We start from the raw sequence: 24,942 nt of genomic DNA, 5'->3' as shown, positions 1-24,942 counted from the left end.
TGCCGTTTCTAACCCTTGCAAGGAAGAAACGAGCCCAAAGAGAGCTCCCTTCCTTCGGCGTTTCGGGGAGGAAACGCCCACCTAGATCGAGTGATCGAGAAATAGCTGGACCCGTCGCGATTATCCCCCGCGACGGGTTTAGTGTTTTTCGGGTCCAGTTCTCAAGTTTTGACACTTTCGATAAAAACGGCGGCTCCGCGAGGCGGGCCGCCGTTTTTGCGTTTCGGAGCTTCAACGCGAGGACCCTCTCCCGTGGGGAGAGGGAGGGGCCCAACGCAACGCGTTGGGAGGGTGAGGGCGTCGGGCGTCGGTCGGCGTGCCGGCAGGGCGCGGCGAGAAAACGGCGAGGGTGTAATCCCTCTCCCTCCCACCGCTACGCGGCGGGCCCCGCCCTCTCCCGCTGGGAGAGGGTTTTCCGAAGCGCTCCTGTCGTCACCAGATCCTGACCCGCTCCTCCGGCGCGACGTACAGCTTGTCGCCCGGCTTGACGTCGAAGGCGCTGTACCAGCCGTCCTGGTTCCGGATCGTGCCGTTGACGCGGTAATAGGCCGGCGAGTGGGGGTCGCTGACCACCTGCTGGCGCAGGGCGTCGTCGCGGATCTTCGAGCGCCAGACCTGGGCCCAGCCCAGATACACCCGCTGGTCGCCGGTGAAGCCGTCGAGCACCGGGGCCGGCTTGCCGCCCAGCGAGGCGTGATAGGCCTGAAGCGCGAAGGCCAGGCCGCCCATGTCGCCGATGTTCTCGCCCATGGTCAGCTGGCCGTTGACCTTGGACCCGGGCAGGGGCTCGAACGCGCCGTACTGGGCGCCCAGCTTGTCGGCCTGGGCCTTGAACTTGGCGGCGTCCTCGGCGGTCCACCAGTCGCGCAGCACGCCCTTGCCGTCCGACTTGCGGCCCTGGTCGTCGAAGCCGTGGCTGATCTCATGGCCGATCACCCCGCCGATGCCGCCGTAGTTGACGGCCGGGTCGGCGTCCGGATGGAAGAACGGGGCCTGCAGGATGGCGGCCGGGAAGACGATCTCGTTATTGACCGAGTTGTAGTAGGCGTTGACCGTCTGCGGGGTCATGCCCCACTCGGTCTTGTCGACCGGCTGGTTCAGGCGCTCGACGTCGTGGCGCCATTCGAAGGCGCCGGAGCGCAGGGCGTTGCCGTAGACGTCGTCGGGCTTGATCACCAGCTTGGAATAGTCGCGCCACTTGTCGGGATAGCCGATCTTGACGGTGAACTGGGCCAGCTTGTCCTCGGCCTGGGCCTTGGTCTGCGGCGACATCCAGTCCAGCGTCTCCAGCCGCGCCTTCAGCACGCCGCGGATGTTGCCGACCAGGTCGATCATTTTGGCCTTGGACTCCGGCGGGAAGTAGCGGGCCACATAGACGCGGCCGACCGCCTCGCCCAGCTGGTCATTGACCGAGGCGACGGCGCGCTTCCAGCGCGGCTTCTGCTCGGGCTGGCCGGCCAGGGTCTTGTTGCGGAACTCGAAGCTGGCGTCGACGAAGCGCTTGGACAGCAGCGGCGCGGCGCCGTCGGCCACCTTGAACGCCTGCCAGGCCTTCAGGGTGCCCAGCGGGGTGTCGGCATAGACCTTGGCGAACTTGGGGAAGGCGGTGTTGGTGGTCACCACCACGCGGTCGATCGCCGGCAGCTCGGTCCCCACCAGGTAGCGGTTCCAGGCGAAGCCCGGGGTCAGGGCCTGCAGCTCGGCCAGGGTCATGGGATTGTAGGTCTTGTCGCGATCGCGGCGCTCGGCGCGGGTCCACGACGCCTCGGCCAGCTGGGTCTCGAAGGCGACGATCGCCTTGGCGTTCTCGGCCGGCTTGTCCCAGCCGATCATCGTCAGTATCCGGGCGACATAGGCCTCGTAGGCGGTCTTTTTCTCGGCGAACTTGGCGTCGAGATAGTAGTCGCGGTCGGGCAGGCTGAGGCCGCCGGTCGCGGCGTAGACGGCGTAGCGCGTCGGGTTCTTGGCGTCGGGGCTGATGCCCAGGCCCAGGATCGCCGAGAAGCCGGTGGTGGGGTTCTTGCCCATCAGGGCGGTGAAGTCGTCCTTGGTCCCGACCTTGCGGATCTCGGCCAGTTCGGGGGCGATCGGCTTGGCGTCCAGCTTTTCGGCCAGGGCCTCGTCCATGAAGGCCTTGTAGGCGGCGCCGATCTTGACCGTGTCGGCGTCGGGCGACTTGGCCGAGGCGGCCTCGGTAATGATCGCCTTGGTGCGGGCCTCCGACAGCTCGGCCAGCTTGTCGAAATTGCCGTAGCGGGTGCGGTCGCTGGGGATGGCGGTGTTGGCGTCCCAGGTTCCGTTGGCGAACTTGTAGAAGTCGTCGCCCGGCCTGGCCGAGCGGTCCATGCCGGCGAGGTCGAAGCCCCAGGCGCCGTAGCGCGGCGACTCCAGCGACAGCGTCGCCGGGCCGGCCGCCGGCGTGTCGGCGGCGACGAACAGCGACTGCAGGGTGCAGGCGTCGTTGAGGCAGGCGTGGTCGTGGTCTTCGCGGGCGTTGGCCCCGAAGGCCGAGAGGGACAGCGCGGCCATGGCGGCGGCGGCGAACCAGATTCGTTTCATGAAGTCGCGATCCGTTGAAAATCCGAACCGCGACTTGGCCATCAACCGGGCCGTTTCGTCCCTTACTTTTTTGTCATGTTCAGTGGTCGTGGTGCATGCCCGCCATCGGGTCGGCGTTCGCGGCGCCAGATTCCACCGCCAGTTCGATGCGGATCCGCCGTCCGCCGTCGAACACCAGGGTCAGCGGAACCTTGCCGCCCGGCGCCTGGGCGCGGGTCAGGCCCATCAGCATCAGGTGATAACCGCCGGGCGCGAAGGCGACGCTGGCCCCGGGCGCGATCTTCAGGCCGTCGGTGACGGGCCGCATCGAGGCGACGCCGTCCGCCTGGCTGGTCTGGTGCAGGGTCACCGACCGGGCGGCCGGGCTCTGGACCATCAGCAGCTTGACCGGCTTGGCCCCGACATTGACCAGGGTCAGGTAGCCGACCCCGTTCATGCCGGCCTTGGCCGGTCGGGTCCAGGGATGGCGGATCTCGACCCCGCCGACGCGGTAGTCGGCGGCCTGGGCGGGCGCGGCGAAGGTCGGGAGTACGGCGGCGGCGAGGGCGGCGAGGGCAAGACGGGTCATGGCGTGTCCTTATAGCCGATCCCGGCGCGATCACAGCCGGTCATGGTCGATCCCGCGGCCAGCCAGCCCTCAGGCCGGGACGAAGGCCAGTCTGACGGCGTCCTCCGGGACCAGATCGCTGGCGACCAGGCGCAGCGGCGGCCGCGCCCCGGCGAAGTAGGGCTTGCCGCCGCCCAGCACGAACGGACGCAGATAGAGGTGATATTCGTCGATCAGGCCAAGGTCGGTCAGGCTGCCCGCCAGCTCCGGTCCCGCCACGTCGATGTGCCCTCGACCTCGGCCTTCAGCCGGCGGACGAAGGCTTCGACGTCATGGGAAACCAGGGTCGCATTGGGGCCGACCGAGGTCAGCGAGCCCGACACCACCCATTTCGGCCGGGCCCGCCAGGCCTCGGCGTAGTCGCGGGCGACCGCATCCCATTCCGGCCGGTCTTCATCCCAGTACCGCATCATCTCGTACAGGCGGCGGCCATAGAGGCAGCCGGCCAGGCCGCGGACGTGGTCGTTGAAGTGCTGATGCAGCGCCGGACCGGGGGGCGGCAGCTCCGGCCCGCCCGGCGGCCCGGCGACATAGCCGTCCAGCGATTGCATCATTCCGAACACGAGCCTGGCCATCGTCGTCTCCCTGTCTCAGCGGCCTTGTGGAGGAATCATGGAGGGTGAAGGGTCCCTCTAATGCACCGACGCCGCCGGCGGCGGTCGCTTCGGGGCCAGGGCCAGCATGCCGCGGGCGATTTCCTGCTCGCCGATCAGGGCGTGGTCGGCGCCCATGCCCGTCAGCAGGTCGACGTCGTGGTCGGTATAGGCCCGGGCGACGATCTTGACCCCGGCGTTGGCGGCGCGGGCCTGTTCGATGATCCGGGCGGCCTCGAACGGGCTGGGCACGGCGACGAACAGGTGGGTGGCCTCGGCCAGGCCGGCCCGCAGCAGCACTTCGGGTCTGACCGCGTTGCCTTGGACCGCCTCGAAGCCGGCGGCGCGCAGGGCGTCGGCCCGCTCGCCCTCGTCCTCGATCACCACCAGCGGCATGCGGCCCTTCAGCCCCTCGGCCACGGCCTTGCCGACCCGGCCGTAGCCGACCAGCACGCCGTGCGGCCGGTTCGCCGCCGCCGGGGCGCCCGGCTCGCCGGCTCGGCCCGCCAGCCTGGGCGCCAGCTTGTCGAGCAGGGCGAACAGCAGCGGGTTGAGCAGGATCGACAGGATGGCGCCGGCCAGGATCAGGTCCTGGCCGTCCTTGGGCAGCAGCTTCAGCGACACGCCCAGGCCGGCCAGGATGAACGAGAACTCGCCGATCTGGGCCAGGCTGGCCGAGATGGTCAGGGCCACGCTCGTAGGGCGCTTGAAGGCCAGCACGATCAGATAGGCGGCGACCGACTTGCCGACCACGATGATCGCCAGGGTCGCCAGCACGGCCAGGGGCTCGCGCAGGATCACCGACCAGTTGAACAGCATGCCGATCGACACGAAGAACAGCACCGCGAAGGCGTCGCGCAGCGGCAGGGTCTCGTTGGCGGCCTGCTGGCTGAGCTCGCTCTCGGCCATGATCATGCCGGCGAAGAAGGCTCCCAGGGCGAACGACACGCCGAACAGCGCCGCCGAGCCGAACGCCACCCCGAGCGCGATGGCCAGCACCGCCAGGCGGAACAGCTCGCGCGAGCCGGTGTGGGCGATGCGGTGCAGGATCCACGGGATCAGCCGGCGGCCGACGATCAGCATCAGGGCGACGAAGGCCGCGACCTTGCCGATGGTGATGGCGAAGGCGCCCGCGACGCCGCCGGGGCCGGGCGGCGGGGCCTCGCCGCCCAGCATCCCCGAGACGGCCGGCAGCAGCACCAGGGCCAGCACCATGGCCAGGTCCTCGACGATCAGCCAGCCGACGGCGATGCGGCCGCGGTCGGTCTCGATCAGCCGCCGCTCCTGCAGGGCGCGCAGCAGCACCACGGTCGAGGCCACCGACAGGGCCAGGCCGAACACGATCCCCGCCCCCAGGGTCCAGCCCAGCAGGCGGGCCAGGCCGATCCCCAGGGCCGTGGCCGCCAGGATCTGCACGACGGCGCCGGGAATGGCGATCTTGCGCACCGCCATCAGGTCCTTGACCGAGAAGTGCAGTCCCACCCCGAACATCAGCAGGATCACCCCGATCTCGGCCAGCTGCGGGGCCAGCTCCTGGTCGGCGACGTAGCCGGGGGTGAACGGGCCGACGACAACGCCGGCCACCAGGTAGCCGACCAGCACGGGCAGCTTCAGGCGGTTGGCGACGGCCCCGAACACGAAGGCCAGGCCCAGGCCGGCGACGATGGTGGCGATCAGCGAGGTATGGTGCAAAGGCGCTCCTTGACGGTCAACGTTTTCGGGCGTAGTCAACCAATATGGGTGAGGATCTTCGGAGCGCCAGATGCCCCACGCGAAAATTCTCCTGCCGGCCCAGTGCCGGGGCGCGCGCGGTCTGCTCAGCTGGTCGCAGGGCGAGCTGGCCGACCGGGCGGGCGTGTCGCGCAGCACGGTCAAGGACTTCGAGACCGAGCGCCACGCCCTGCACCATAGCACCGAACGCCTGCTGATCGACGCGCTGGAGGCCGGCGGCGTCGCGCTGATCCCGCCCGGAAACGACCAGGGGGCCGAGGCGGGGGCGGGCGTGAGACTGAAGCTGGTCAGCCAACCCGCGCCGTCCGGTGGATGAGGCCATCCTTGCAATATTGCAGGCGAGATCCATTATAGGTGCATGCGCTTGGTCCTCGACACAGCGACGATGGTGGCGGCGATCCGCAGTCATGCGGGCGCATCCAACCGGCTGCTGCTGGCGGGGTTGTCTAAGCGGTTGATCTTGTTGGTCTCCACCCCGTTGTTGATTGAGTACGAGGCGGTGATGACACGCCGCGAGCATCTGACGGCTTCCGGCTTTTCGGCCGGCGACGTCGGGACCATTCTGGATGCGGTCGCCGCGGCGGCTGAGCCGGTGCGGTTGGCGTTTCTCTGGCGACCAGCGGTGCGAGATCCGGATGACGACATGGTGTTGGAAACCGCCGCCAACGGCCGGGCTGACGCCATCGTGACCTATAACAAGCGTGATTTTGATGCGGTGGCGCACCGGTTTGGCGTCGAACTCTGGCTGCCGAGCGAAGCCATACGAAGGTTGGAGGCGGAACGATGAGGAAGAGCAATTTTGCGCTACGGCTTCAGCCGTCTCTGCTGGACGAGGCGCGTAAGCTTGCCGAAGCCGAAGGCGTTGCGCTCAATCAACTGATCAATGTCGCGGTTGCTGAGAAGCTGTCGGCGCTGCGGACCGAGAGCTATTTCGCCGAGCGGGCGGCGCGGGCGGACATTCCTAAGGCGATGGAACTTCTCAAGAAGGCTGGCGGCGACAATCCGCCCCTGAAGGGCGACGAGCTGCCGAGCGGCTAAGCGCGGGCTGGGGTCCAGGAACAGGGGGGCAGGGGCACGTGAACCACGCGATATCGCCGGCGGACTACAAGGACCTGGTGCTGTTCCTGGCCACGGCGGGTATCGTCGCGCCGCTGTTCAAGCGGCTGAAGCTGAATCCGATCCTCGGCTTCCTGATCGCCGGGGTGATCCTGGGGCCGTTCGGCCTGGGGGCTCTGAGCCACGCCTTTCCCTGGCTGGACTACGTCACCGTCGACAACCCGCAGGAAATCGCCCAGCTGGCCGAGTTTGGGGTGGTGTTCCTGCTGTTCATGATCGGGCTGGAGCTGTCGTGGGAGCGGCTGCGGCTGATGCGCAAGCTGGTCTTCGGCCTGGGCGCCCTGCAGGTGGTCGGCTGCTCGCTGGCCTTGGGCGGCGTCGCCATGGCCCTGGGCCAGCCGCCGGTGGCGGCCCTGGCGATCGGGGCGGCCCTGACCCTGTCGTCCACCGCCATCGCCGTGCCGGTGCTGGTCGAGCGCAAGCGCCTGCATTCCGAGGGCGGACGGGCGACCTTTTCGGTGCTGCTGTTCCAGGACCTGGCGGTGGCGCCGATCCTGATCACCCTGGCGATCCTCGGCCGGGGCGACGGGACGTTCACGCTCGGCGACCTGCTGGCCCTGGGCCCCGCCGCTGTCGGCCTGGGCGTGATCGTCCTGTTCGGCCGCCTGGCCCTGCGGCCGATGATGCGCTCGGTGGCGAAAGCCAAGAGCGAAGAGATGTTCATGGCCGCCTGCCTGCTGGTGATCATCGGGGCGGGGCTGGTGGCGTCGCTGTCGGGCCTGTCGATGGCGCTCGGCGCCTTCGTGGCCGGCATCCTGCTGGCCGAGACCGAGTATCGCCACGAGGTCGAGGTCAAGATCGAGCCGTTCAAGGGCCTGCTGCTCAGCCTGTTCTTCGTGTCGCTGGGCATCCGCCTGGACCTGTCGCTGCTGGTGGCCAAGCCGGTCTTCGTGCTGGTCGTCGCCCTGGGGTTGGTGGCGGTCAAGGGCGTGATGGTCGTCGGGCTGGGCCGGCTGCTGGGCCTGTCGGGCCGGGCGGCGGTCGAGGCCGCCCTGACCCTGGCGGCGGGCGGGGAGTTCGCCTTCGTGATCCTGGACAACGCCATGGGGGCCGGCGTGGTCTCGGGACAGGTCGGCCAGGCGGTGCTGGTGGCCGCGACCCTGACCATGTTCCTGATCCCGCTGCTGTCGGGGACCGGCGGACGGCTGACCAGGCGCGCGGCGGCCCCGCTCAGCGAGGCGCCCGAGGTCGCCGAGGAGCACCAGGGCGAGGAGCCGCGGGACCGGGTGCTGGTGGTCGGCTATGGCCGGGTCGGCCGGCTGGTCGGCGACATGCTGGACCGCCACGACCTGCCCTGGATCGCCATCGACCGTGACCCCGGTTTCGTCCAGCAGGGGCGCCGCAACGGCCACCAGGTCTATTTCGGCGACGCCTCGCGGGTCGAGCTGCTCGAACGCTGCGGCCTGGACTACGCCCGGGCGGTGGTGGTGACCATGGACTCGCCGGAGGCCGCCGAGGCGGTGGTGGCGGTGGCGCGCGGGCATCGCCCCGACCTGACCATCGTCGCCCGGGCCCGCGACGCCCGCCACGCCGCGCGGCTCTACGACCTGGGCGCCACCGACGCCGTGCCCGAGACCATCGAGGCCAGCCTGCAGCTGTCGGAAGCCGTGCTGGTCGACATCGGCGTTCCCATGGGCCTGGTCATCGCCTCGATCCACGAACGCCGCGACGAATACCGCAAGGTCCTGAACCGGCCGGATGCGCTGGGCGGCAAGCGGAAGCGGCTGCGGGACGCGGGGCGGGGGTAGGGGGCTCCGAATAGTGGCGCCAACGAGCGGTTTCGACCCTAAGCGGACTCTTTAAGCGCTGTGCGTCCTTCGAGGCGCGCTCAGGAGCGCGCACCTCAGGATGAGGAATTCAGTACCAAGCGCCTCATCCTGAGGCGCCCGCGCAGCGGGCCTCGAAGGACGCACTCAATGTCCGCTTCCCACCCTTAGGTGACGCCAGGAGGGGCTGCCTTGGGTCGTCTGGGCTGCGCCAGCTCTTTCGCCAATTGTTCTAACATCGCCACTCTCTTCGGCTCGTCGGCGAGCGACAGACGATTCCCTGGCGTATCCAGTGGGCAGGTTGTGGAACTCAGCGTCCCGATATATAACTGACCCGTCAGTTATATAAGCGAGCCCCCGCCATGCCTCCCGGCCAACCCAAGTGGCGACGACGCAGCGAGGCGCGGCCCGGCGAGATCATCGCCGCGGCGCTGGAGGTGTTTTCCGAGAAGGGCTTCGCGGCCGCGCGGCTGGACGACATCGCCGCCCGGGCCGGGGTCTCCAAGGGCGCGCTCTATCTCTATTTCGAGACCAAGCAGGACCTGTTCCGGGCGGTGGTGCGCGAGACGATCGCGCCCAGCCTGGCGGCGATGGCCGGCTTCATCGGCCAGAGCCCGCTGCCGTTCGGCGACCTGATCCGCCTGGTCTTCGCCCGCATCGGCGAGGTGATGACCGAGGGGCGGCTGGGCGCGGTGGCCAAGATGGTGATCGGCGAGTCGCGCAATTTCCCCGAGCTGGCCAAGGTCTGGCACGAGGACGTGGTCTCGCTGATGCTGGGCGCGATGAGCGGGGCGGTGGCCGCGGCCCAGGCGCGCGGCGAGGTGCGGCCCGGCGATCCCCAGCTCTATGTGTTCAGCCTGGCGGGCCCCTTGCTGCTGGGCGTGCTGTGGCGCGAGGTGTTCGCGCCGGTCGGGGTCAAGCCGGTCAACCTGAAGGCCCTGCTGGCCCAGCACGCCGAGGTCGTGCTGAGGGGCATGCTGGTCGAGGCCGGGGAGGCGCGGGCATGAAGCCGCCGGTTCGCATCGTCCTGGCCGTGGTCGCGGTCGGGCTGGTCGGGTTCGTGGCCTGGCGGCTCTGGGGGCCGGGCGCGGCCCATCCCCGGCGGCTGTCGGGCTATGTCGAGGGCGAGACGCTGTATGTCGGGGCGTCCACGGCCGGGCCGGTCAGCACGGTGTCGGTGCAGCGCGGCCAGCGGGTGGCGGCCGGCCAGCCGCTGTTCGCCCTGGACGCCGCCCAGCTGGTCGCGGCCCGCGACCAGGCCGCGTCCCAGGCCGCCGCCGCCGCGTCCCAGGCGCTGGACGCCGCCAAGGGCCAGCGGCCGGACGAACTGGCGGTCTACGACGCCCAGCGCGCCGCCGCCGCCGCCGCCTTGGCGCAGGCCCAGGCCGACTACGATCGGATCGCGCCGCTGGTCGCCAAGGGGATCTACGCGCCGGCCCGTCTGGATCAGGCGCGGGCCGCGCTGAAGACCGCCCAGGCCAATGTCCGGACGGTCGAACAGCAGCGCCGGGTCGGGACCCTGGGCGCGCGGCCTGACGCTGTCCGGGCCGCCGAAAGCCAGGCCGCCGCCGCCCGCGACCAGCTGGCGGTCGCCCAGAACCGCCTGGACCAGATCAGCCCCAGGGCCCCGGCGGCGGCTCGGGTGCAGGACGTCTTCTACCAGCCCGGCGAGTGGGTGGCGGCCAACCAGCCGGTGGTGGCCCTGCTGCCCGACGACCGGGTGCGCCTGCGCTTCTACGTGCCCCAGGCCGAGGTCTCGCTCTATAGGCCGGGGACGCGGATCGCCTTCGCCTGCGACGGCTGCAAGCCGGGGCTCGGCGCCCGGATCAATTTCGTCAGCCCGCGGGCCGAGTTCACTCCGCCGGTGATCTACAGCCGCGACGCCCGCGACCGGCTGGTGTTCCTGGTCGAGGCCCTGCCGGACCAACCGGCCGGCCTGCCGCCCGGCCTGCCGATCGACGTCACGCCGCTGAAGGACGCGGGGCGGTGAGCGCCGCCGCCCCGGCCGCCGCCGACCTGGCGGTCGCCGATCTCGCCGTCGATGTCCGCGGCCTCGACAAGTCGTATGGCGACAAGCACGTGGTCCAGGACCTGACCATCCAGGTGGGGGCGGGCAAGATCACCGGCTTCCTGGGCCCCAACGGCTCGGGCAAGACCACGACCCTGCGCATGCTGTGCGGCCTGCTGACCCCGGACGGCGGCGAGGGGACGGTGCTGGGCCTGGACTTCCGGCGACAGGCCGAGGCGGTCAAGCGCCAGACGGGCTACATGACCCAGAAGTTCTCGCTCTACGAGGACCTGTCGATCCGCGAGAACCTGGACTTCACGGCCCGGATCTATGGCCTGGACCGTCGGCGCCAGCGGGTGGACGAGGCCCTCGATCGCCTGGGTTTGGTCAACCGTCAGAAGCAGCTGGCCGGCAGCCTTTCGGGCGGCTGGAAACAGCGCCTGGCCCTGGCCGCCTGCGTGCTGCACGAGCCGCGCCTGCTGCTGCTGGACGAGCCCACCGCCGGCGTCGATCCCCAGGCGCGGCGCGAGTTCTGGGACGAGATCCACGCCCTGTCGGCCGAGGGCCTGACCGTGATGGTCTCGACCCACTACATGGACGAGGCCGAGCGCTGCCACGACATCGCCTATATCGCCTACGGTCGGCTGATGGCGCGCGGGACCCTGGACGCGGTGATCGGCCAGTCGGGGTTGACGACTTTCCGCGCGGAGGGGCCCGGGGCCGATCGCCTGGGCCGCGACCTGGCCAAGGCGCCCGGCGTGGCCATGGCCGCCCCGTTCGGCGCCGCCCTGCACGTCAGCGGCCAGGACCGCGTGGCGCTGGAGGCCGCGATCGCCCCCTATCGCAAGCCGCCGCTGGCCTGGACCGAGGTCTCGCCCACCCTGGAGGACGTGTTCATCCAGCTGATGGCCGCGTCGAAGGACAATTTCCAATGAGCGCCCGGTCTTCCGATCCGGGGGCTCTCGCCGATCGCGGCCAATCTTCAGATCGAGGACTGTCGCTGAACCGCATTCTGGCGGTGCTGACCAAGGAGTTCATCCAGCTGACCCGCGACCGGCTGACCTATGCGATGATCCTGGTCATGCCGATCGTCCAGCTGATGCTGTTCGGCTATGCGATCAACAGCGACCCGCGCGACCTGCCCACCGCCGTGCTGGTGCAGGACCACGGGCCGATGGCCCGCTCGGCCCTCTCGGCCCTGGCCCACAACGGCTATTTCGAGATCGTCCGCGAGGCCGCCTCGCCCGAGGAGCTGGACCGGGCGATCGCCCGGGGAGAGGTGCAGTTCGCCCTGACCATCCCGGCCGACTTCACCCGCCGGGTGGTGCGTGGCGACGGCGCCCAGATCCTGGTCGAGGCCGACGCCTCCGACCCGGCCGCCACCGGTGGAGCGATCGCCGCGCTGGCCAACCTTCCGCGCACCGCGCTTTCCCGCGACCTGGTCGGCGCGGCCGCCCCCTCTTCCGGCATGGCGACCGGCCAGGATCCGTTCGAGGTGGTGATCCACCGCCGCTACAATCCGGAGGCCATCACCGCCTACAACATCGTGCCCGGCCTGCTGGGCGTAGTGCTGTCCATGACCCTGGTGATGATGACCTCGCTGGGCATGACCCGGGAATACGAGCGCGGCACGATGGAAAGCCTGCTAGCCACCCCGGCCAAGCCGATCGAGGTGATGATCGGCAAGCTGTCGCCCTATGTGGTGGTCGGCCTGATCCAGACGGTGGTGATCCTGGTCCTGGCCCGGGTGCTGTTCTCGGTGCCGATGGCGGGGGGCTGGGACGCCCTGGCCCTGGGGGTGGTGCTGTTCATCCTCGGGTCGCTGTCGCTGGGCTTCCTGATCTCGACCGTGGCCCGCAACCAGCTGCAGGCCGTGCAGATGTCATTCTTTTACATTCTGCCGTCGATCCTGCTCTCGGGCTTCATGTTCCCGTTCCGGGGCATGCCGGCCTGGGCCCAGGCCCTGGGCGGCGTGATTCCCGTGACCCACTTCCTGAGGGTGATGCGCGGGTCTTTACTTAAAGGACTGGGGCTTGTGGACCTGTGGACAAGTCTTGCCGCCCTGGCGGTATTTGTCGTGGCGATCGCCGCCGCCGCCATGTCGCGCTACCGTAGGACGCTCGACTGAGGTAGCCGGCGCCCCTTGTGCGCCGCTGTGAAGTTCGTGCCCGGACGTGACGTTTTTACGCACCTCGAAGGGGCAAAACGTGCTCAAGGCCTTGCGCTGCGCGGATTCACGTGCGAACCGGTACCGCGCTGGCGCTTTTTCCGGGACAGTCAGCCGAAACGCTCGGAAGTTGATTCTGCAGGGACGGGTCAGGTGTTCGCGGCGTCTTCTCAGAGGGCGCCGAAACCTGGCGGGTGTTGCTCTGCTGACACTTTCGCGGATCGTGCGCCTTGGTATAACAATGCTCGGTCGGTCTCGGCCGGTGCAGGGCAATAGAGGGCTCTTGATATGAAACTTCAACTCCTGGCGGGAGTGGCTCTGGCCGCGGTGTTCGCCGCTGGCGCCGCTTCGGCCCAAGAGACCGGCTGGTACGGCGCGGTCGACCTTGGCTATCACTGGCCCGAGGGCATCAACACCGAATCGGAAGTAAACCTGCGGGACGGCGCTCCGGCGCACTGGACCTGGTCGGCCGATGACGACTGGGCCGGCTTCGTCCGCCTGGGCTACCAGTTCAACCCGAACTGGCGCGCCGAAGTCGAGGGCGGTTATCGTCCTGGCGACCTGACCAGCGTCCGCGGCAACCCGGTCCGCCAGCAGCCGATCGGCCTCTGCACCCCCGGCGTGACCCGCACCGCGGCCGCCCCGACCTGCGGCAGCCCGTCGGGCTCGATCGACTCCTGGTCGCTGATGGTCAACGTCCTGTACGATTTCGCCCCGGACTCGTGGATCAACCCGTTCCTGGGCGCCGGCGTCGGCATCAACCGCCTCGACGTCAGCGCGCTGGGTCAGTACAGCGGCGTCGGCCCGGTCACCGCGGCCAACCCCGCCATCCAGAACCTGACCGCCGACGACGACGACATCTCGGTCGCCTGGCAAGCTATCGCCGGCGCCTCGATCAAGGCGACCGACAAGCTGAAGGTCGATGTGACCTATCGCTGGTTCGCGACCCAGGATCACGCCTGGCAGACCACCAGCTCGGGCCCGATCAATCCCGGTTCGTTCGAAGGGCAGTACAAGGACCAATCGCTGACCGTCGGTCTGCGGTACTCCTTCGCCGCCCCGCCGCCGCCGCCGCCGCCTCCCCCGCCGCCGCCGCCCCCGCCGCCTCCCCCGCCGCCTCCGCCGCCGCCGCCGCCTCCGCCGCCGCCGCAGTACGAAGCGCGCGAGTTCATCGTCTACTTCCCGTTCGATCAGTACGTGCTGACGCCGGAAGCCCAGTCGGTGGTTTCGGAAGCCGCGAACTACGCGACCTCGGGCCACGCCACCAAGCTGGTGGTCGTGGGTCACACCGACACCTCGGGTTCGCCGAAGTACAACGCCAAGCTCTCGGAGCGTCGTGCGAAGGCCGTGGCTGACGCCCTGGTCGGCGCCGGTGTCGCCGCCGACACCCTGGCCGTTGACTGGAAGGGTGAAAGCGCCCCCGCCGTCGCCACCGGCGACGGTGTGAAGGAACCGCTGAACCGCCGTTCCACGATCTCGATCAACTTCTAAGATCAAGATCAGGCGCTGAAGTTGAGGGCTCGGCCGAAAGGCCGGGCCCTTTTCTTTTGCGCGTTCAACCGCGGGACGCGTTTTGGATGCGGTTGCGGCCAATCAATATCCCGGCAACTCGCCGCGATATGTATGAGTCGCAATGCCTCGCACTGAGGTCATCCGCCGAACAACCCCCACCGCCCGGGCGCATCGAATTGGCAAGCGCCTTTGGCGGAATCCGCTCCGCCGCCGGATCACTTCTTTGTTGACCGCGACAGGGCGTCGCAGCCGCCATCGCCTTGATCATGCAACCCTTTGATCGCGCCCAGCATCTTCCGAGGGACCGGCGTTCGTTCACAGCTTGTTAAGAAAAAACTCGCCCGCGGAGCACATCTCGTCGTTGACGAGTCATTAGCCACTGTGGCCCCATATGTGGGCTGAGGGGGCTCCTCGGCCACAAGATATAGCGGCTGGACGGGGCGTTCCCTTCTCCGGAACTCGCTGATTGATTATGGATTTTTGATCATGAGCAGTGAAGCGGCGAAGACGACGACGGCTGTCCCCCAGGCCCGCACCGAAGGCCTGCGAACCTCCGAACGCCCCAAGCTGGCCCTGGTGCGCAAGGTCGAGGTCGATCGCTCGCGCGACGCCCTGCTGACCGATTTCGGCAAGACCACGCTGGAAGACCGCTACCTTCTGCCGGGCGAGTCGTACCAGGACATGTTCGCCCGCGTGTCGACGGCCTTCGCCGACGACGCCGACCACGCCCAGCGCGTCTACGACTATATGAGCCAGCTGTGGTTCATGCCGTCGACCCCGGTGCTCAGCAACGGCGGCGCCGAGCGCGGCCTGCCGATCAGCTGCTTCCTGAACGCGGTCGACGACAGCCTGGACGGCATCCTGGGCGTCTGGAACGAGAACGTCTGGCTGGCGGCCAACGGCGGCGGCATCGGCACCTACTGGGGCGGCGTCCGCTCGATCGGCGAGAAGGTCAAGGGCCAGGGCCAGACCAGCGGCATCATCCCCTTCATCCGCGTGATGGACAGCCTGACCCTGGCGATCAGCCAAGGCAGCCTGCGCCGCGGCTCGGCGGCCGTCTATCTCGACATCCACCACCCGGAAATCGAGGAGTTCCTGGAGATCCGCAAGGCGTCGGGCGACTTCAACCGCAAGTCCCTGAACCTGCACCACGGCATCTCGATCACCGACGAGTTCATGCACGCCGTCCGCGACGGGGCCAAGTTCGGCCTGCGCTCGCCAAAGACCGGCGAGGTCCTGCGTGAGGTCGACGCCCGCGCCCTGTGGCAGAAGGTGCTGGAGCTGCGCCTGCAGACCGGCGAGCCCTACCTGATCTTCTCGGACACCGTGAACCGGGCCATGCCGCAGCACCAGCGCGAGCTGGGCCTGCAGGTCCGTCAGTCGAACCTGTGCAGCGAGATCATGCTGCACACCGGCCTGGACCACCTGGGCAACGACCGGACGGCGGTCTGCTGCCTGTCGTCGGTCAACGCCGAGACCTTCCTGGAGTGGCGCGACCATCCGATGTTCATCGAGGACATCATGCGCTTCCTCGACAACGTCCTGCAGGACTTCATCGACCGCGCGCCGGACGCCGCCAAGGCCGCCGCCTACGCCGCCATGCGCGAGCGCTCGGTGGGCCTGGGCCTGATGGGCTTCCACAGCTTCCTGCAAAGCCAGAACGTGCCGTTCGAGAGCGCCCTGGCCAAGAGCTGGAACATGCGGATGTTCAAGCACCTGCGCCGCGAGGCCGACAAGGCGTCGATCGCCATCGGCCAGGAGAAGGGCCCGTGCCCCGACGCCGCCGATCGCGGCTCGATGGAACGCTTCTCGCACAAGCTGGCCATCGCCCCGACCGCCTCGATCTCGATCATCTGCGGCGGCACGTCGGCCGGCATCGAGCCGATCCCGGCCAACATCTACACCCACAAGACCCTGTCGGGCTCGTTCGCGGTGAAGAACCCCTATCTGGAGAAGCTGCTCGAAGAGAAGGGCCAGAACACCGACGCGGTCTGGGGTTCGATCCTGGAGAACGAGGGCTCGGTCCAGCACCTGGACTTCCTGAGCCAGGACGACAAGGACGTCTACAAGACCGCCTTCGAACTGGACCAGCGCTGGGTGGTCGAGCTGGCCGCCGACCGCACGCCGGAAATCTGCCAGAGCCAGTCGGTGAACATCTTCCTGCCCGGCGACGTCGACAAGTGGGACCTGCACATGCTGCACTGGCAGGCCTGGGAGCGCGGCGTGAAGTCGCTGTACTACCTGCGCTCCAAATCGGTGCAGCGGGCGTCCTACGCCGGCTCTGACGTCGCGGTGGCGGGGCCCGCCAACGGCTTCGACGCCCCGGCCAAGACCGACTACGAGGAATGCCTGGCCTGCCAGTAGGCGGGCCTTTGGAACCCCGAGATCGACGGCGTCGCGGCCTCCCGCGACGCCGTTTTCGCGTCGGGAACCTTTACCTTGTAAGAAATGTTGATGACGCGGGGATTTGTCCCATGGACGTCATTCGAATTCCGAGTAGGCTTCCAGAGGGGAAAAGGGTTCTGGGGACCTGAATGCGTGCTTGCACGGCATTTGTCGCGATCTTGGCGGTAAGCGCGCTGGCTGTCGCCGCCGCTGAGGCTCGCCCGTCGAAGTCCGTCAAAACGTCCAGGCCTGCAGATGGGGCGTCGGCCGCCGCCCGCAAGACCGCCTCGCCCAGTTTTATCGTCGACCTGCGCCCCGGCGCCGCCATGGACCTGGGCGTGCGCAACGTGCGCCCCGCCGGCGCAGCCGTCGGCTTCGCCGCGGCGCCCGTCTCCAAGGCCGGGCGCGCCAGCGATCCCAGCTTCGCGCTGTCGCCGGCCGGCGCCTATGGCGACGCCGGCCTGCTGGACGCCAACCGCTATTACGAGGGCCGCGGCCCGGTCACCTGGCGGTCCAACGCCTTCGTCGTCGGCGAGGGGGCCCACGCGGTCGACTCGGTGCGCGTGTCGGTGGCCAGCGTCGCGGCGCAGGGCCAGACCCGGCCCCTGGCCCTGGTGCGGCCCGAGCAGGACAGTTTCGAGGATCGCGACGTCGACGTCACCGTCACCCGCGGCTGGCCGGCCGCCGTGTCGGTGGGGGCGGGCAAGTACGCCCTGGACGTCACGCCGCACGCCGGCCTGGGCTTCGGCGGGGCCGGCGGCTCGGCCGAGGCCGGGGCGACGGTGCGGTTCGGCAAGAAGATGGGCGACCGGGTCGTCGACTCGCTGGGCGTCGAGGATGGCCGCCAGTTTGGCCAGCGCGGTCGCTGGTACATGTTCGCCGCCGCCAGCGGCCAGGCCGTCGGCCTGAACATGCTGCGCAGCGGCGACGGCGACTGGAGCCGGGCCGGCGTCACCACCGACACCAGCAGCAAGCTGGTCGGCGACGGCCAGGCGGGGCTGGCCTGGCGAAAGGGGCCGATGCAGGCCTCGTTCGGCTATGTGCACCGCAAGATCAGGGCCAAGGACCAGATCATGGGCATGGCCACCCAGAAGGACGAGATGGTGGCCTTTTCGTTCAGCCTGAGGCCGCACTGGTAGGACCGCCGCGCCGGCGTCCACGCTTCGGCGCTTGAGTTTCGGGCTCAGATCATGCAGCTAGCGCCCGTCCTTCACCGAAGCCTGCAGCCGGGCCTCCAGCCGAGCCATCGAGCGCCATGAGCGATAGCGAGCCCCCTCGCCGCAAGATCCTGAGCCTGAAGAGCGGCGTCGCCGCGCCGGGCGGACCACCGCCGCTGGAGCGCATCGCCCGGCCGGCCGGCGCCAAGCGGGTCGTGGTGATCGCCCCCGAGCCGTCGCCGCCGCCCGCCCCGCCGCCGGCTGTCGGCGACTTCAAGTGCAAGCCCTGCGGCACGCGCTTCGACCCGCCGGCCGCCCTGGCCGACGACGAGTCGGTGCGCTGCCCGTCGTGCAACGCTCGCCTGGGCCTGGCCGGCGACTTCCGGGCCGACCCGCCGCGCGTCGAGAAGCTGCGCGCCCGCTACCTCAAGAAATAGGCTCCTGGCGTTCGACGGTCGGGACCACCGCCAGGTCGGTCGCCAGGTCGACGGGCGGCTCGTCCGGCAGGGCCAGGGCCGGCGCCAGGATCGGGTCCTTGACCGGTGCCCGCCGCGTGGACGGCTGGCGTTTGAACAGGCCGCGCCACAGGGGCTCGGGCGCCGGGCTGGCGCTGGACCACAGCTGGCCGCTGATCGCCAGGGCCTCGGCGTCGTCGAAGGTGCGGCGCATGACGGCGGTCTCGAACTTCATCATGTTGAAGTCCGAAAAACTGGCCGGGATCGAGGCCGACCAGAGCGGCAGGTTGTGGCGGGCGCAGAACCCCGCGGCCACGCTCAGCGCCTGCCGGTACGAGAACCGCAGCATGGTCTCGAAGCTGCGGCCCATGATCGAGGTCACGCCGGGCGCGGTGGTGCGGGGCGAGGGGTCGAGCACGGTGTTGAAGATCACATAGACCCGGCCGCGGCGCAGGCGCTGGCCCAGCTCGCGCCAGCGCAGCAGGGCGTCGGGCATCAGAAACAGCGGCGCGGCGATGCCGCCGTCGGCGTGCATTTCCTGATAGCGGGCGACGCCGCCCTCGCCGTCCGGCGCCTCGACCTCGATCAGCTTGGGCGGGAACAGGCCGGGCAGGGTGGCCGAGGCCACCAGCACGTCGCGGAACAGCCGCACGGCCGCCTCGCCGCCCCGGGTGGCGATCTCGCCCATGTCCCAGATGGTCGCCTTCTGACTGTCGAGATTGGTGGTGGCGATCAGCAGGCGGCGGCCGCGGGCGTGCTCGGCGGCCACGGCCTGGATCATGTCCAGGTCGACGAACGGCGCGACCAGCCCGTCCAGCGAGTCGCCGCGGAACAGGCTGGGCCCCAGGGTCGGACCCAGGCGCTTGAGGCTGAGCAGCTCGGAGGCGTGCCCGCCGACATAGGCGTCGGCCAGGCGGTCGTCCCAGGCCGGGCCGAGGAAGGCGAACGGCGCGATCAGCGCGCCGGTGCTGACGCCGGTGACGATGGCGAACTCCGGCCGCGCCCCGGCCTTGGTCAGGCCGACCAGGGCGCCGGCCCCGAAGGCGCCCCCGGCCGCGCCGCCGGACAGGGCCAGGATGTTGAAGTCGTCGCGGCCCAGCAGCGGCCGCATCGGGGCCAGGCGGTCGGCGACGCTGCGCAGGGCTTCGTCGGCCTCGTCGATGCTGAGTCGCACCCCCGGGAAGCCGACCGCCTCGATGGCGTTGTCGGCATGGTCCAGCGGGGCGGGCAGGCGCTTGCCGCGCTGGCTGTTGGCCGCGCGATCCCGGAAGAAGCTCTGGACGGTCTTTTTGGGATCGGACGGGGTGTTCAAGGCCAACTCGACGGACGCGCGGTCAGGGCCGACCGCTGGAGGCCAGGACCACCCCGACCAGCACGGCCGCGTAGTGCAGGCCGGCGCCGCCGATCACGTGACCGTGCCAGATCGCCCGCCGGAACTTCAGCCGCTTCATCAGATAGAACACCGTACCGGTGGAATAGATCACCCCGCCAAGCGCGAGCAGCAGCAGGGCTGCCCAGCCCATGCCGGCGATCATCGGCTTGATGGCCACCAGCACCAGCCAGCCCAGGGCCAAGTAGAGGCCGACCCAGAAGCGCTTGTCCAGGCCGGGCAGGAACAGCTTGGCGGCGACGCCGATCCCGGCCACCGACCAGACCGCCGTGGTCATGCCGATCGCCCACCAGCCGTGCAGGTTCTGGGTGGTGAACGGCGTATAGGACGCGGCGATCATCACGAAGATGCCCGCATGGTCGAAGCGGCGCAGCAGCGGCCGCCAGCGGGCCTTGGCGAAGTTGTAGGCGGTCGACAGCGACAGCATGGTGATCAGGCCGACCGTGTAGACGGCGATCGCCGCCACCTGGCTCAGCGAGCCCAGGCCGAAGGCCAGGCCCAGCATGATGCCGCCGCCCAGCAGGGCGCAGGCCAGGCCGGCCAGGTGCACCACCAGGTCGGCGCACTTGGCGGCCGGCGTCGGATAGTGCGTGGCCGCAAGGGGCGCCGGAACCTGCGCCGCCGGAGCCGCCGGAATGATGCTGGTGGTCTCGGTCATGTCCCCAACTCTACGCGCGATCGGTGACATATAAACGCCGATCATCGTGGCTGGGATAGGGCCGGGCGGTGTTATTTTCTCAGCCCAGCAGGCCGTGCGCCCCGTCCCAGGCCAGCTTGGTCCCGACCGCGATCAGCAGGACATAGATCACCCGGTAGAAGCCCTCGGCCGGCACGCGGCGCACCAGCCAGACGCCGGCCCAGGTCGAGGCCAGGGCCAGGGGCAGCAGCACGGCCGCCGTGGCCAGCACCTGGGGCGTGAACTGGCCCAGGGCGATGTAGGCCGGCACCTTCATCCAGTTGACGGTGGCGAAGAAGATGGCGCTGGTGCCGATGAACACGTCGCGCGGCAGGCGGCGGGGCAGGACATAGATCTGGAACGGTGGGCCGCCGGCGTGGGCCACCTGGCTGGTGAAACCGGCCGCCGCGCCGCACAGGGCTCCCAGCCAGGGCCGGGCGGGGCCGGCCTCGACGGCGGCCGCCGCCTTGACCGCCCGTTCGGCCCACAGCCGCTGCAGCGAGAAGGCGATCGAGATCAGGCCGATCGACAGCTCGACCGCCGCCACCGACACCCGGGCCGCCAGCAGCCAGCCCAGGAAGATGCCGACCCCCGCGGCCGGCAGCATCAGGATCAGCAGCCCCCGGTCCCAGGTGCGGCGGAACGACCAGACGCTGACCACGTCCTGGACCAGCAGGATCGGCAGGGTGATCGAGGCGGCCAGCACCGGCGAGATCACCAGCGCCATCAACGGCACCGCCACCACCCCGATCCCCGCGAATCCGCCCTTGGCCAGGCCCAGCAGGATCACCGCGGGAACAGCGACAGCGTAGAACAGGGGATCGGTCAGCATGGAAGCGGGGCCTGTCGGTTTGGGCGGCGTCTCCGCCGCTGCAAGTTTGTCGTCCCGGCGCGCCTTGCGTCGAGCCGGGACGATAGCCTTAGCGGTCCAGCATCACTTCGGCGATCTGCACGGCGTTCAGGGCCGCGCCCTTGCGCAGATTATCGCCGACCACGAACAGGGCCAGGCCGTGTTCGACTGTCGGGTCGGGGCGGAGGCGACCGACGAACACCGGGTCCTGGCCGGTGGCGGCCAGCGGGTTGGGCGCCTCGTCCAGCACCACGCCCGGCGCGGCGGCCAGCAGGGCCACAGCCTCGGCGACCGACAGCGGGCGCTCGAACTCGGCGTTGATCGACAGCGAGTGGCCGGTGAAGACCGGCACGCGCACGCAAGTGCCCGAGACCGGCAGGCCGGGGATTTCGAGGATCTTGCGGCTCTCGTCGCGCAGCTTCAGCTCCTCCTCGGTATAGCCGTCCTCGCCCAGCACATAGTTCAGCGGCACCACGTTGTAGGCCAGCGGCGCGACCCACTTGCGGGGAGCGGGCAGGGGCGCGGCGTCCGCCGACTGGGCCAGGCCGTCCAGGTCGCCGCTCGCGCCGGCGCGCAGCTGCTCGGACAGCACCTGGATGCCCTCGACCCCGCCGCCCGAGGCGGCCTGGTAGGTGCTGACGGTCAGGCGCTTGAGGCCCGCGCGGTCGTGCAGCGGCTTGAGGGCCGGCATGGCGGCCATGGTGGTGCAGTTGGGATTGGCGACGATGCCCTTGGGGATGCTCTTCAGGGCGTGCGGATTGACCTCGGCCACCACCAGCGGGACGTCCGGGTCCGAGCGCCAGGCCGAGGAGTTGTCGATCACCACGGCGCCGGCCGCGGCGGCCTTCGGGGCCAGTTCGCGCGACGTACCGCCGCCGGCCGAGAAGAACACGATGTCTAGGCCGCTGAAGTCGGCGGTCCCGGCGTCCTCGACCACGACCTCGACGCCCTTGAAGTCGATCTTCGTCCCGGCCGAGCGGGGCGAGGCGAACAGGCGCAATTCGGCGACCGGGAAATCACGCTCGGCCAACAGCGCGCGCATCATGCCGCCCACCAGGCCGGTGGCGCCGACGACGCCGACGCGCGGCGGATGGGATCGGGAAAACTTGAAGCTCACGGGTCTACGTCTCCTGAAAGTGCGGAGGCGCGGGCGCTGAGGTCTCGTGGTGTGAGAGCCGGCCCCGCGCATCGGCGGGGCTGATGGGATGCTCGCTAGTTCGCGCACGCACCCGACCACGCCCCGCCGAGGCGGGTCGTTTTCGGGGTAATAATCATGGTCGGCGCGAATTGCATCGGGGCGGTTCTTAGCGGGGAAGCGTGGCGAGGTAAAGCTGCGCGCTCGACCGCGGATGCGCCGGCGTCGAGAGGCGTGACATCAGCGCTTTTCCGGGGCGACAGACTGTTCGCTCAAGATTTTTCCATCGCTTCCAAGAGCGTGAAGAAACTCGAACCTTTCCTGGCTGCCGCGATCCAGCCTGTCGAGGTTCTTCTTCTGATCCGTCGTCAAAACGAAGGGCTTGTATCCCCGATCCAGCAGGCACTTCTCGACATTGCCGACCAGGTAGGTCTGCAGCTTCGAGATATTACGCCTGAGGTTTCTTCGGTAGATCATGACGTATTCCGCCACATCGCCGCGCTCAAGCTCGCTGTCCTGGGCGTTCAGGCCATGTCGGGCGTCCTTGTATGCGGCTTGGTCGGTGAAGCTTTTGGTCGCGCCCGCGTAGGCGCAGTCGACGGCCTCCGCTCGGTATTGCGCGAAGGAAACGCCCGGCTTTCCCCAAGAGACGTAGGGCTTCTGGTCCGCGGCGCTGGCGGCCGAAGAGAGAGTGATAGCCGAGAGCAACAGCATTCCGCCCAGCCGCTTCATTTTCCTCTCCTCGCGGTCGGGTGAGGGGCTCGCCTCGGGCAAGGTCCGCGGCGGCCCGCGACATGAGCAGCTTCATGGACCGGAGGCCAGGCCGCCTCAAGCGGACGTTCTGGCAAAACCTAGCGTTGCATATAGCGTCGCTCAAGATGAAACGGCTGCGGGCTTGCAAGGTGAGGCCAATTCGGTGTCGCGAACTTTCATCCGTTCGCTTCGGTCGACCTCTACACCTGCTGCCCCAGCCGCTCCCACCCGTCGAAGAACGGGAACCGCTTTTCCCAGAACGCCGCCAGCCTCGGATCGGCGTCCACCCGTTTGACCACCTCCGCCATCTTTGGCGCGACCTCGTAGAACCGCACGCGCCTCGGGCCCCAGCGACTGACCACGGCGACATAGAGGTCGAGCACCGTCAGCTCGTCCCCCAGCAGGTAGCGGCCCGGCGAGACCTGCCGTTCCATCATGCCCCAGCAGTCGAGGATCCGTTCGGCTGTCGCCGTCTTTATCCGCGCCTGGACTTCCGGGTCCGGCCCGCCGAGCCGTGACGGATCGTCCCGCACCCAGAACAGCGAATAGATCGCCGCCGGCACGAACACCATCCAACGCAGGAACTGGCCGCGCAGGGGCGAGTCGGGGGCCGGCGCCAGCCGCGCCTCGGGATGGCGGTCGGCCAGCCACAGCAGGATGGCGGCGCTTTCGGTGATCGTCTCGCCCTCCGGGGTGAGCAGGGCCGGGATCTGTTTCAACGGATTGACGCCGGCCACCTTGGCCTGCTCGGCCTCGCCTTCCCAGGTCGGCGCCTCGACGATCGCGTAGGGCAGGCCGATCAGCGTCATGGCCGCCTCGACGGGCACGCCGCCCGATCCGAGGGCGCTGAACAGGGTAAATGGCTTTTCCACAGGCAAGGCCCTATGTTGTGGATGCGACCCCTCGTCACACTACATCTGGTAGACAGGAGGGGCGTGCGTCTGGCTAAATGCTAACGTACGTTATCCTAGTTCGTTCGACCGATTCTCGCCCCCGTTCTCGCCCCAAGGGTTCCTCGATGTCCGCCAAGCTGATCACCACGCCCGGCCTGCTGACCCCTTCCGGCGCCTACAAGCCGTTCCGCTATCCGTGGGCCCACGAGTTCTGGAAGAAGCAGCAGCAGGTCCACTGGATGCCCGAAGAGGTGCCGCTGGGCGAGGATCTCAAGGACTGGGCCGTCAAGCTGAACGACAAGGAACGGAACCTGCTGACGCAGATCTTCCGCTTCTTCACCCAGTCGGATGTCGAGGTCGCCGACAACTACATGGAACGCTACGGCCGGGTGTTCAAACCCACCGAAGTGAAGATGATGCTGTCGTCGTTCGCCAATATGGAGACCATCCATATCGCGGCCTACGCTCTGCTGCTCGAGACGATCGGCATGCCGGAGAGCGAGTTCGGCGCGTTCATGGAATACCAGGCCATGCGCGACAAGCACGACTTCATGCAGAAGTTCGGCGTCGACACCAACGCCGACATCGCCCGCACCCTGGCCATGTTCGGCGGCTTCACCGAGGGCCTGCAGCTGTTCGCCAGCTTCGCGATGCTGATGAACTTCCCGCGCTTCAACAAGATGAAGGGCATGGGCCAGATCGTCTCGTGGTCGATCCGCGACGAGAGCCTGCACTGCGAAGGCATCATCAAGCTGTACCACACGTTCAACAAGGAGACCGGGGCGGTCACCAAGGCCGTGGCCGACGACATCGTCGACTGCTGCCAGACGGTGGTGAAGATGGAGGACGCCTTCATCGACCTGGCCTTCGAGGCCGGCGACGTCCAGGGCATGACCCCCGACGACATCAAGCAATACATCCGGTTCATCGCCGACTGGCGCCTGCGCCAGCTGGCCCTGCCGGAGGTCTATGGCGTGAAGGAAAACCCGCTGCCCTGGCTGCAGTCGCTGCTGTCGGGCGTGGAGCACGCCAACTTCTTCGAGGCCCGGGCCACCGAATATTCCAAGGCGGCCACCCGGGGCCAATGGCACGGCGCGGACGGCGTGTGGTCGAGCTTCGACACCATGCTGCAGAAGCGCTCGGAGAACACCCTGCCGGCGGAATAAGCCAGAAGAAGCAGGGACAACGG

At 68.9% G+C, this 24,942-nt stretch carries 24 protein-coding genes; 13 read left to right on the top strand and 11 right to left on the bottom strand.

The annotated features are described in order from the left end of the window. Positions 1-432 precede the first annotated feature (432 nt). The 5 genes from EV278_RS01335 to ybaL form a co-directional block, all read right to left on the bottom strand. Entirely contained in the window at positions 433-2,559 is a 2,127-nt protein-coding gene (locus tag EV278_RS01335) for a M13 family metallopeptidase (RefSeq protein WP_132085903.1), read from the bottom strand. 79 nt (positions 2,560-2,638) lie between these two features. Then, positions 2,639-3,127 carry a copper chaperone PCu(A)C gene (locus EV278_RS01330; protein ID WP_132085901.1) on the bottom strand — a complete coding sequence of 163 codons (489 nt, stop codon included), beginning with the start codon at positions 3,125-3,127 and terminating at the stop codon, positions 2,639-2,641. 69 nt (positions 3,128-3,196) lie between these two features. After that, on the bottom strand, positions 3,197-3,385 hold the full coding sequence (locus tag EV278_RS24200; protein ID WP_243692035.1) for a dihydrofolate reductase family protein: 189 nt from the start codon (positions 3,383-3,385) through the stop codon (positions 3,197-3,199). Further along, a complete protein-coding gene (locus EV278_RS01325) occupies positions 3,355-3,741 on the bottom strand; it encodes a hypothetical protein (protein WP_243692034.1) in 387 nt (128 codons plus the stop codon). The genes EV278_RS24200 and EV278_RS01325 overlap by 31 nt, the downstream gene beginning before the upstream one ends. A 57-nt stretch (positions 3,742-3,798) precedes the next feature. Further along, complete coding sequence (gene ybaL, locus EV278_RS01320; RefSeq protein ID WP_132085899.1) at positions 3,799-5,451, bottom strand: YbaL family putative K(+) efflux transporter; 1,653 nt, start codon at positions 5,449-5,451, stop codon at positions 3,799-3,801. A 70-nt stretch (positions 5,452-5,521) separates the two neighbouring features. Here ybaL and EV278_RS01315 point away from each other — a divergent pair, with 70 nt between their 5' ends. The 12 genes from EV278_RS01315 (at position 5,522) to EV278_RS01260 (ending at position 18,038) form a co-directional block, all read left to right on the top strand. Beyond that, entirely contained in the window at positions 5,522-5,806 is a 285-nt protein-coding gene (locus tag EV278_RS01315) for a helix-turn-helix transcriptional regulator (protein ID WP_132085897.1), read from the top strand. Positions 5,807-5,848: 42 nt separating this feature from the next. Then, positions 5,849-6,277: a putative toxin-antitoxin system toxin component, PIN family gene (locus EV278_RS01310; protein ID WP_132085895.1), complete on the top strand. Its 429-nt coding sequence runs from the start codon at positions 5,849-5,851 to the stop codon at positions 6,275-6,277. Next, a complete protein-coding gene (locus tag EV278_RS01305) occupies positions 6,274-6,528 on the top strand; it encodes a toxin-antitoxin system HicB family antitoxin (RefSeq protein WP_132085893.1) in 255 nt (84 codons plus the stop codon). Before EV278_RS01310 ends, EV278_RS01305 begins: the two co-directional genes overlap by 4 nt. Positions 6,529-6,566: 38 nt before the next feature. Beyond that, complete coding sequence (locus EV278_RS01300; protein WP_132085891.1) at positions 6,567-8,354, top strand: cation:proton antiporter; 1,788 nt, start codon at positions 6,567-6,569, stop codon at positions 8,352-8,354. Between the two features lie 380 nt (positions 8,355-8,734). Beyond that, entirely contained in the window at positions 8,735-9,379 is a 645-nt protein-coding gene (locus EV278_RS01295) for a TetR/AcrR family transcriptional regulator (protein ID WP_132085889.1), read from the top strand. Then, a complete protein-coding gene (locus EV278_RS01290) occupies positions 9,376-10,362 on the top strand; it encodes an HlyD family efflux transporter periplasmic adaptor subunit (RefSeq protein ID WP_132085887.1) in 987 nt (328 codons plus the stop codon). Before EV278_RS01295 ends, EV278_RS01290 begins: the two co-directional genes overlap by 4 nt. Then, a complete protein-coding gene (locus EV278_RS01285; protein ID WP_207905421.1) occupies positions 10,359-11,315 on the top strand; it encodes an ABC transporter ATP-binding protein in 957 nt (318 codons plus the stop codon). The genes EV278_RS01290 and EV278_RS01285 overlap by 4 nt, the downstream gene beginning before the upstream one ends. After that, positions 11,312-12,508, top strand: a complete 1,197-nt coding sequence (locus EV278_RS01280) for an ABC transporter permease (RefSeq protein WP_207905420.1) — start codon at positions 11,312-11,314, stop codon at positions 12,506-12,508. The genes EV278_RS01285 and EV278_RS01280 overlap by 4 nt, the downstream gene beginning before the upstream one ends. A gap of 327 nt (positions 12,509-12,835) precedes the next feature. Next, complete coding sequence (locus tag EV278_RS01275) at positions 12,836-14,038, top strand: OmpA family protein (RefSeq protein ID WP_132085885.1); 1,203 nt, start codon at positions 12,836-12,838, stop codon at positions 14,036-14,038. A 507-nt stretch (positions 14,039-14,545) separates the two neighbouring features. Next, on the top strand, positions 14,546-16,423 hold the full coding sequence (locus EV278_RS01270) for a ribonucleoside-diphosphate reductase subunit alpha (RefSeq protein ID WP_132085884.1): 1,878 nt from the start codon (positions 14,546-14,548) through the stop codon (positions 16,421-16,423). A gap of 170 nt (positions 16,424-16,593) precedes the next feature. Then, positions 16,594-17,583, top strand: coding sequence for a lipid A-modifier LpxR family protein (locus tag EV278_RS01265; protein ID WP_132085882.1), 990 nt, complete (start codon positions 16,594-16,596; stop codon positions 17,581-17,583). A 116-nt stretch (positions 17,584-17,699) separates the two neighbouring features. Next, complete coding sequence (locus EV278_RS01260; protein ID WP_132085880.1) at positions 17,700-18,038, top strand: hypothetical protein; 339 nt, start codon at positions 17,700-17,702, stop codon at positions 18,036-18,038. Here EV278_RS01260 and EV278_RS01255 read toward each other — a convergent pair. The 6 genes from EV278_RS01255 to EV278_RS01230 form a co-directional block, all read right to left on the bottom strand. Next, positions 18,028-19,368 (bottom strand): patatin-like phospholipase family protein, encoded by a 1,341-nt coding sequence (locus EV278_RS01255; protein WP_132085878.1) that lies wholly within the window; start codon positions 19,366-19,368, stop codon positions 18,028-18,030. The genes EV278_RS01260 and EV278_RS01255 overlap by 11 nt on opposite strands. A gap of 22 nt (positions 19,369-19,390) precedes the next feature. Continuing rightward, positions 19,391-20,104 carry a hemolysin III family protein gene (locus EV278_RS01250; RefSeq protein WP_243692033.1) on the bottom strand — a complete coding sequence of 238 codons (714 nt, stop codon included), beginning with the start codon at positions 20,102-20,104 and terminating at the stop codon, positions 19,391-19,393. Positions 20,105-20,183: 79 nt separating this feature from the next. Continuing rightward, entirely contained in the window at positions 20,184-20,954 is a 771-nt protein-coding gene (locus EV278_RS01245; RefSeq protein ID WP_132085876.1) for a sulfite exporter TauE/SafE family protein, read from the bottom strand. Between the two features lie 88 nt (positions 20,955-21,042). Continuing rightward, positions 21,043-22,089 (bottom strand): aspartate-semialdehyde dehydrogenase, encoded by a 1,047-nt coding sequence (locus EV278_RS01240; protein WP_132085874.1) that lies wholly within the window; start codon positions 22,087-22,089, stop codon positions 21,043-21,045. A 258-nt stretch (positions 22,090-22,347) separates the two neighbouring features. Next, positions 22,348-22,839: a hypothetical protein gene (locus tag EV278_RS01235; protein ID WP_132085872.1), complete on the bottom strand. Its 492-nt coding sequence runs from the start codon at positions 22,837-22,839 to the stop codon at positions 22,348-22,350. Positions 22,840-23,060: 221 nt separating this feature from the next. Beyond that, positions 23,061-23,732: a glutathione S-transferase family protein gene (locus EV278_RS01230; protein ID WP_132085870.1), complete on the bottom strand. Its 672-nt coding sequence runs from the start codon at positions 23,730-23,732 to the stop codon at positions 23,061-23,063. 146 nt (positions 23,733-23,878) lie between these two features. On the opposite strand from EV278_RS01230, the gene EV278_RS01225 reads away from it, so the two are divergent. Further along, positions 23,879-24,919 (top strand): ribonucleotide-diphosphate reductase subunit beta, encoded by a 1,041-nt coding sequence (locus tag EV278_RS01225; RefSeq protein ID WP_132085868.1) that lies wholly within the window; start codon positions 23,879-23,881, stop codon positions 24,917-24,919. Positions 24,920-24,942: the final 23 nt, after the last annotated feature.

This window comes from Caulobacter sp. BK020, assembly GCF_004342605.1.
Taxonomy (GTDB): domain Bacteria; phylum Pseudomonadota; class Alphaproteobacteria; order Caulobacterales; family Caulobacteraceae; genus Caulobacter.
The sequence above is the reverse complement of the archived record's forward strand: the minus strand, read 5'-3'. Positions and strand labels throughout refer to the sequence as shown.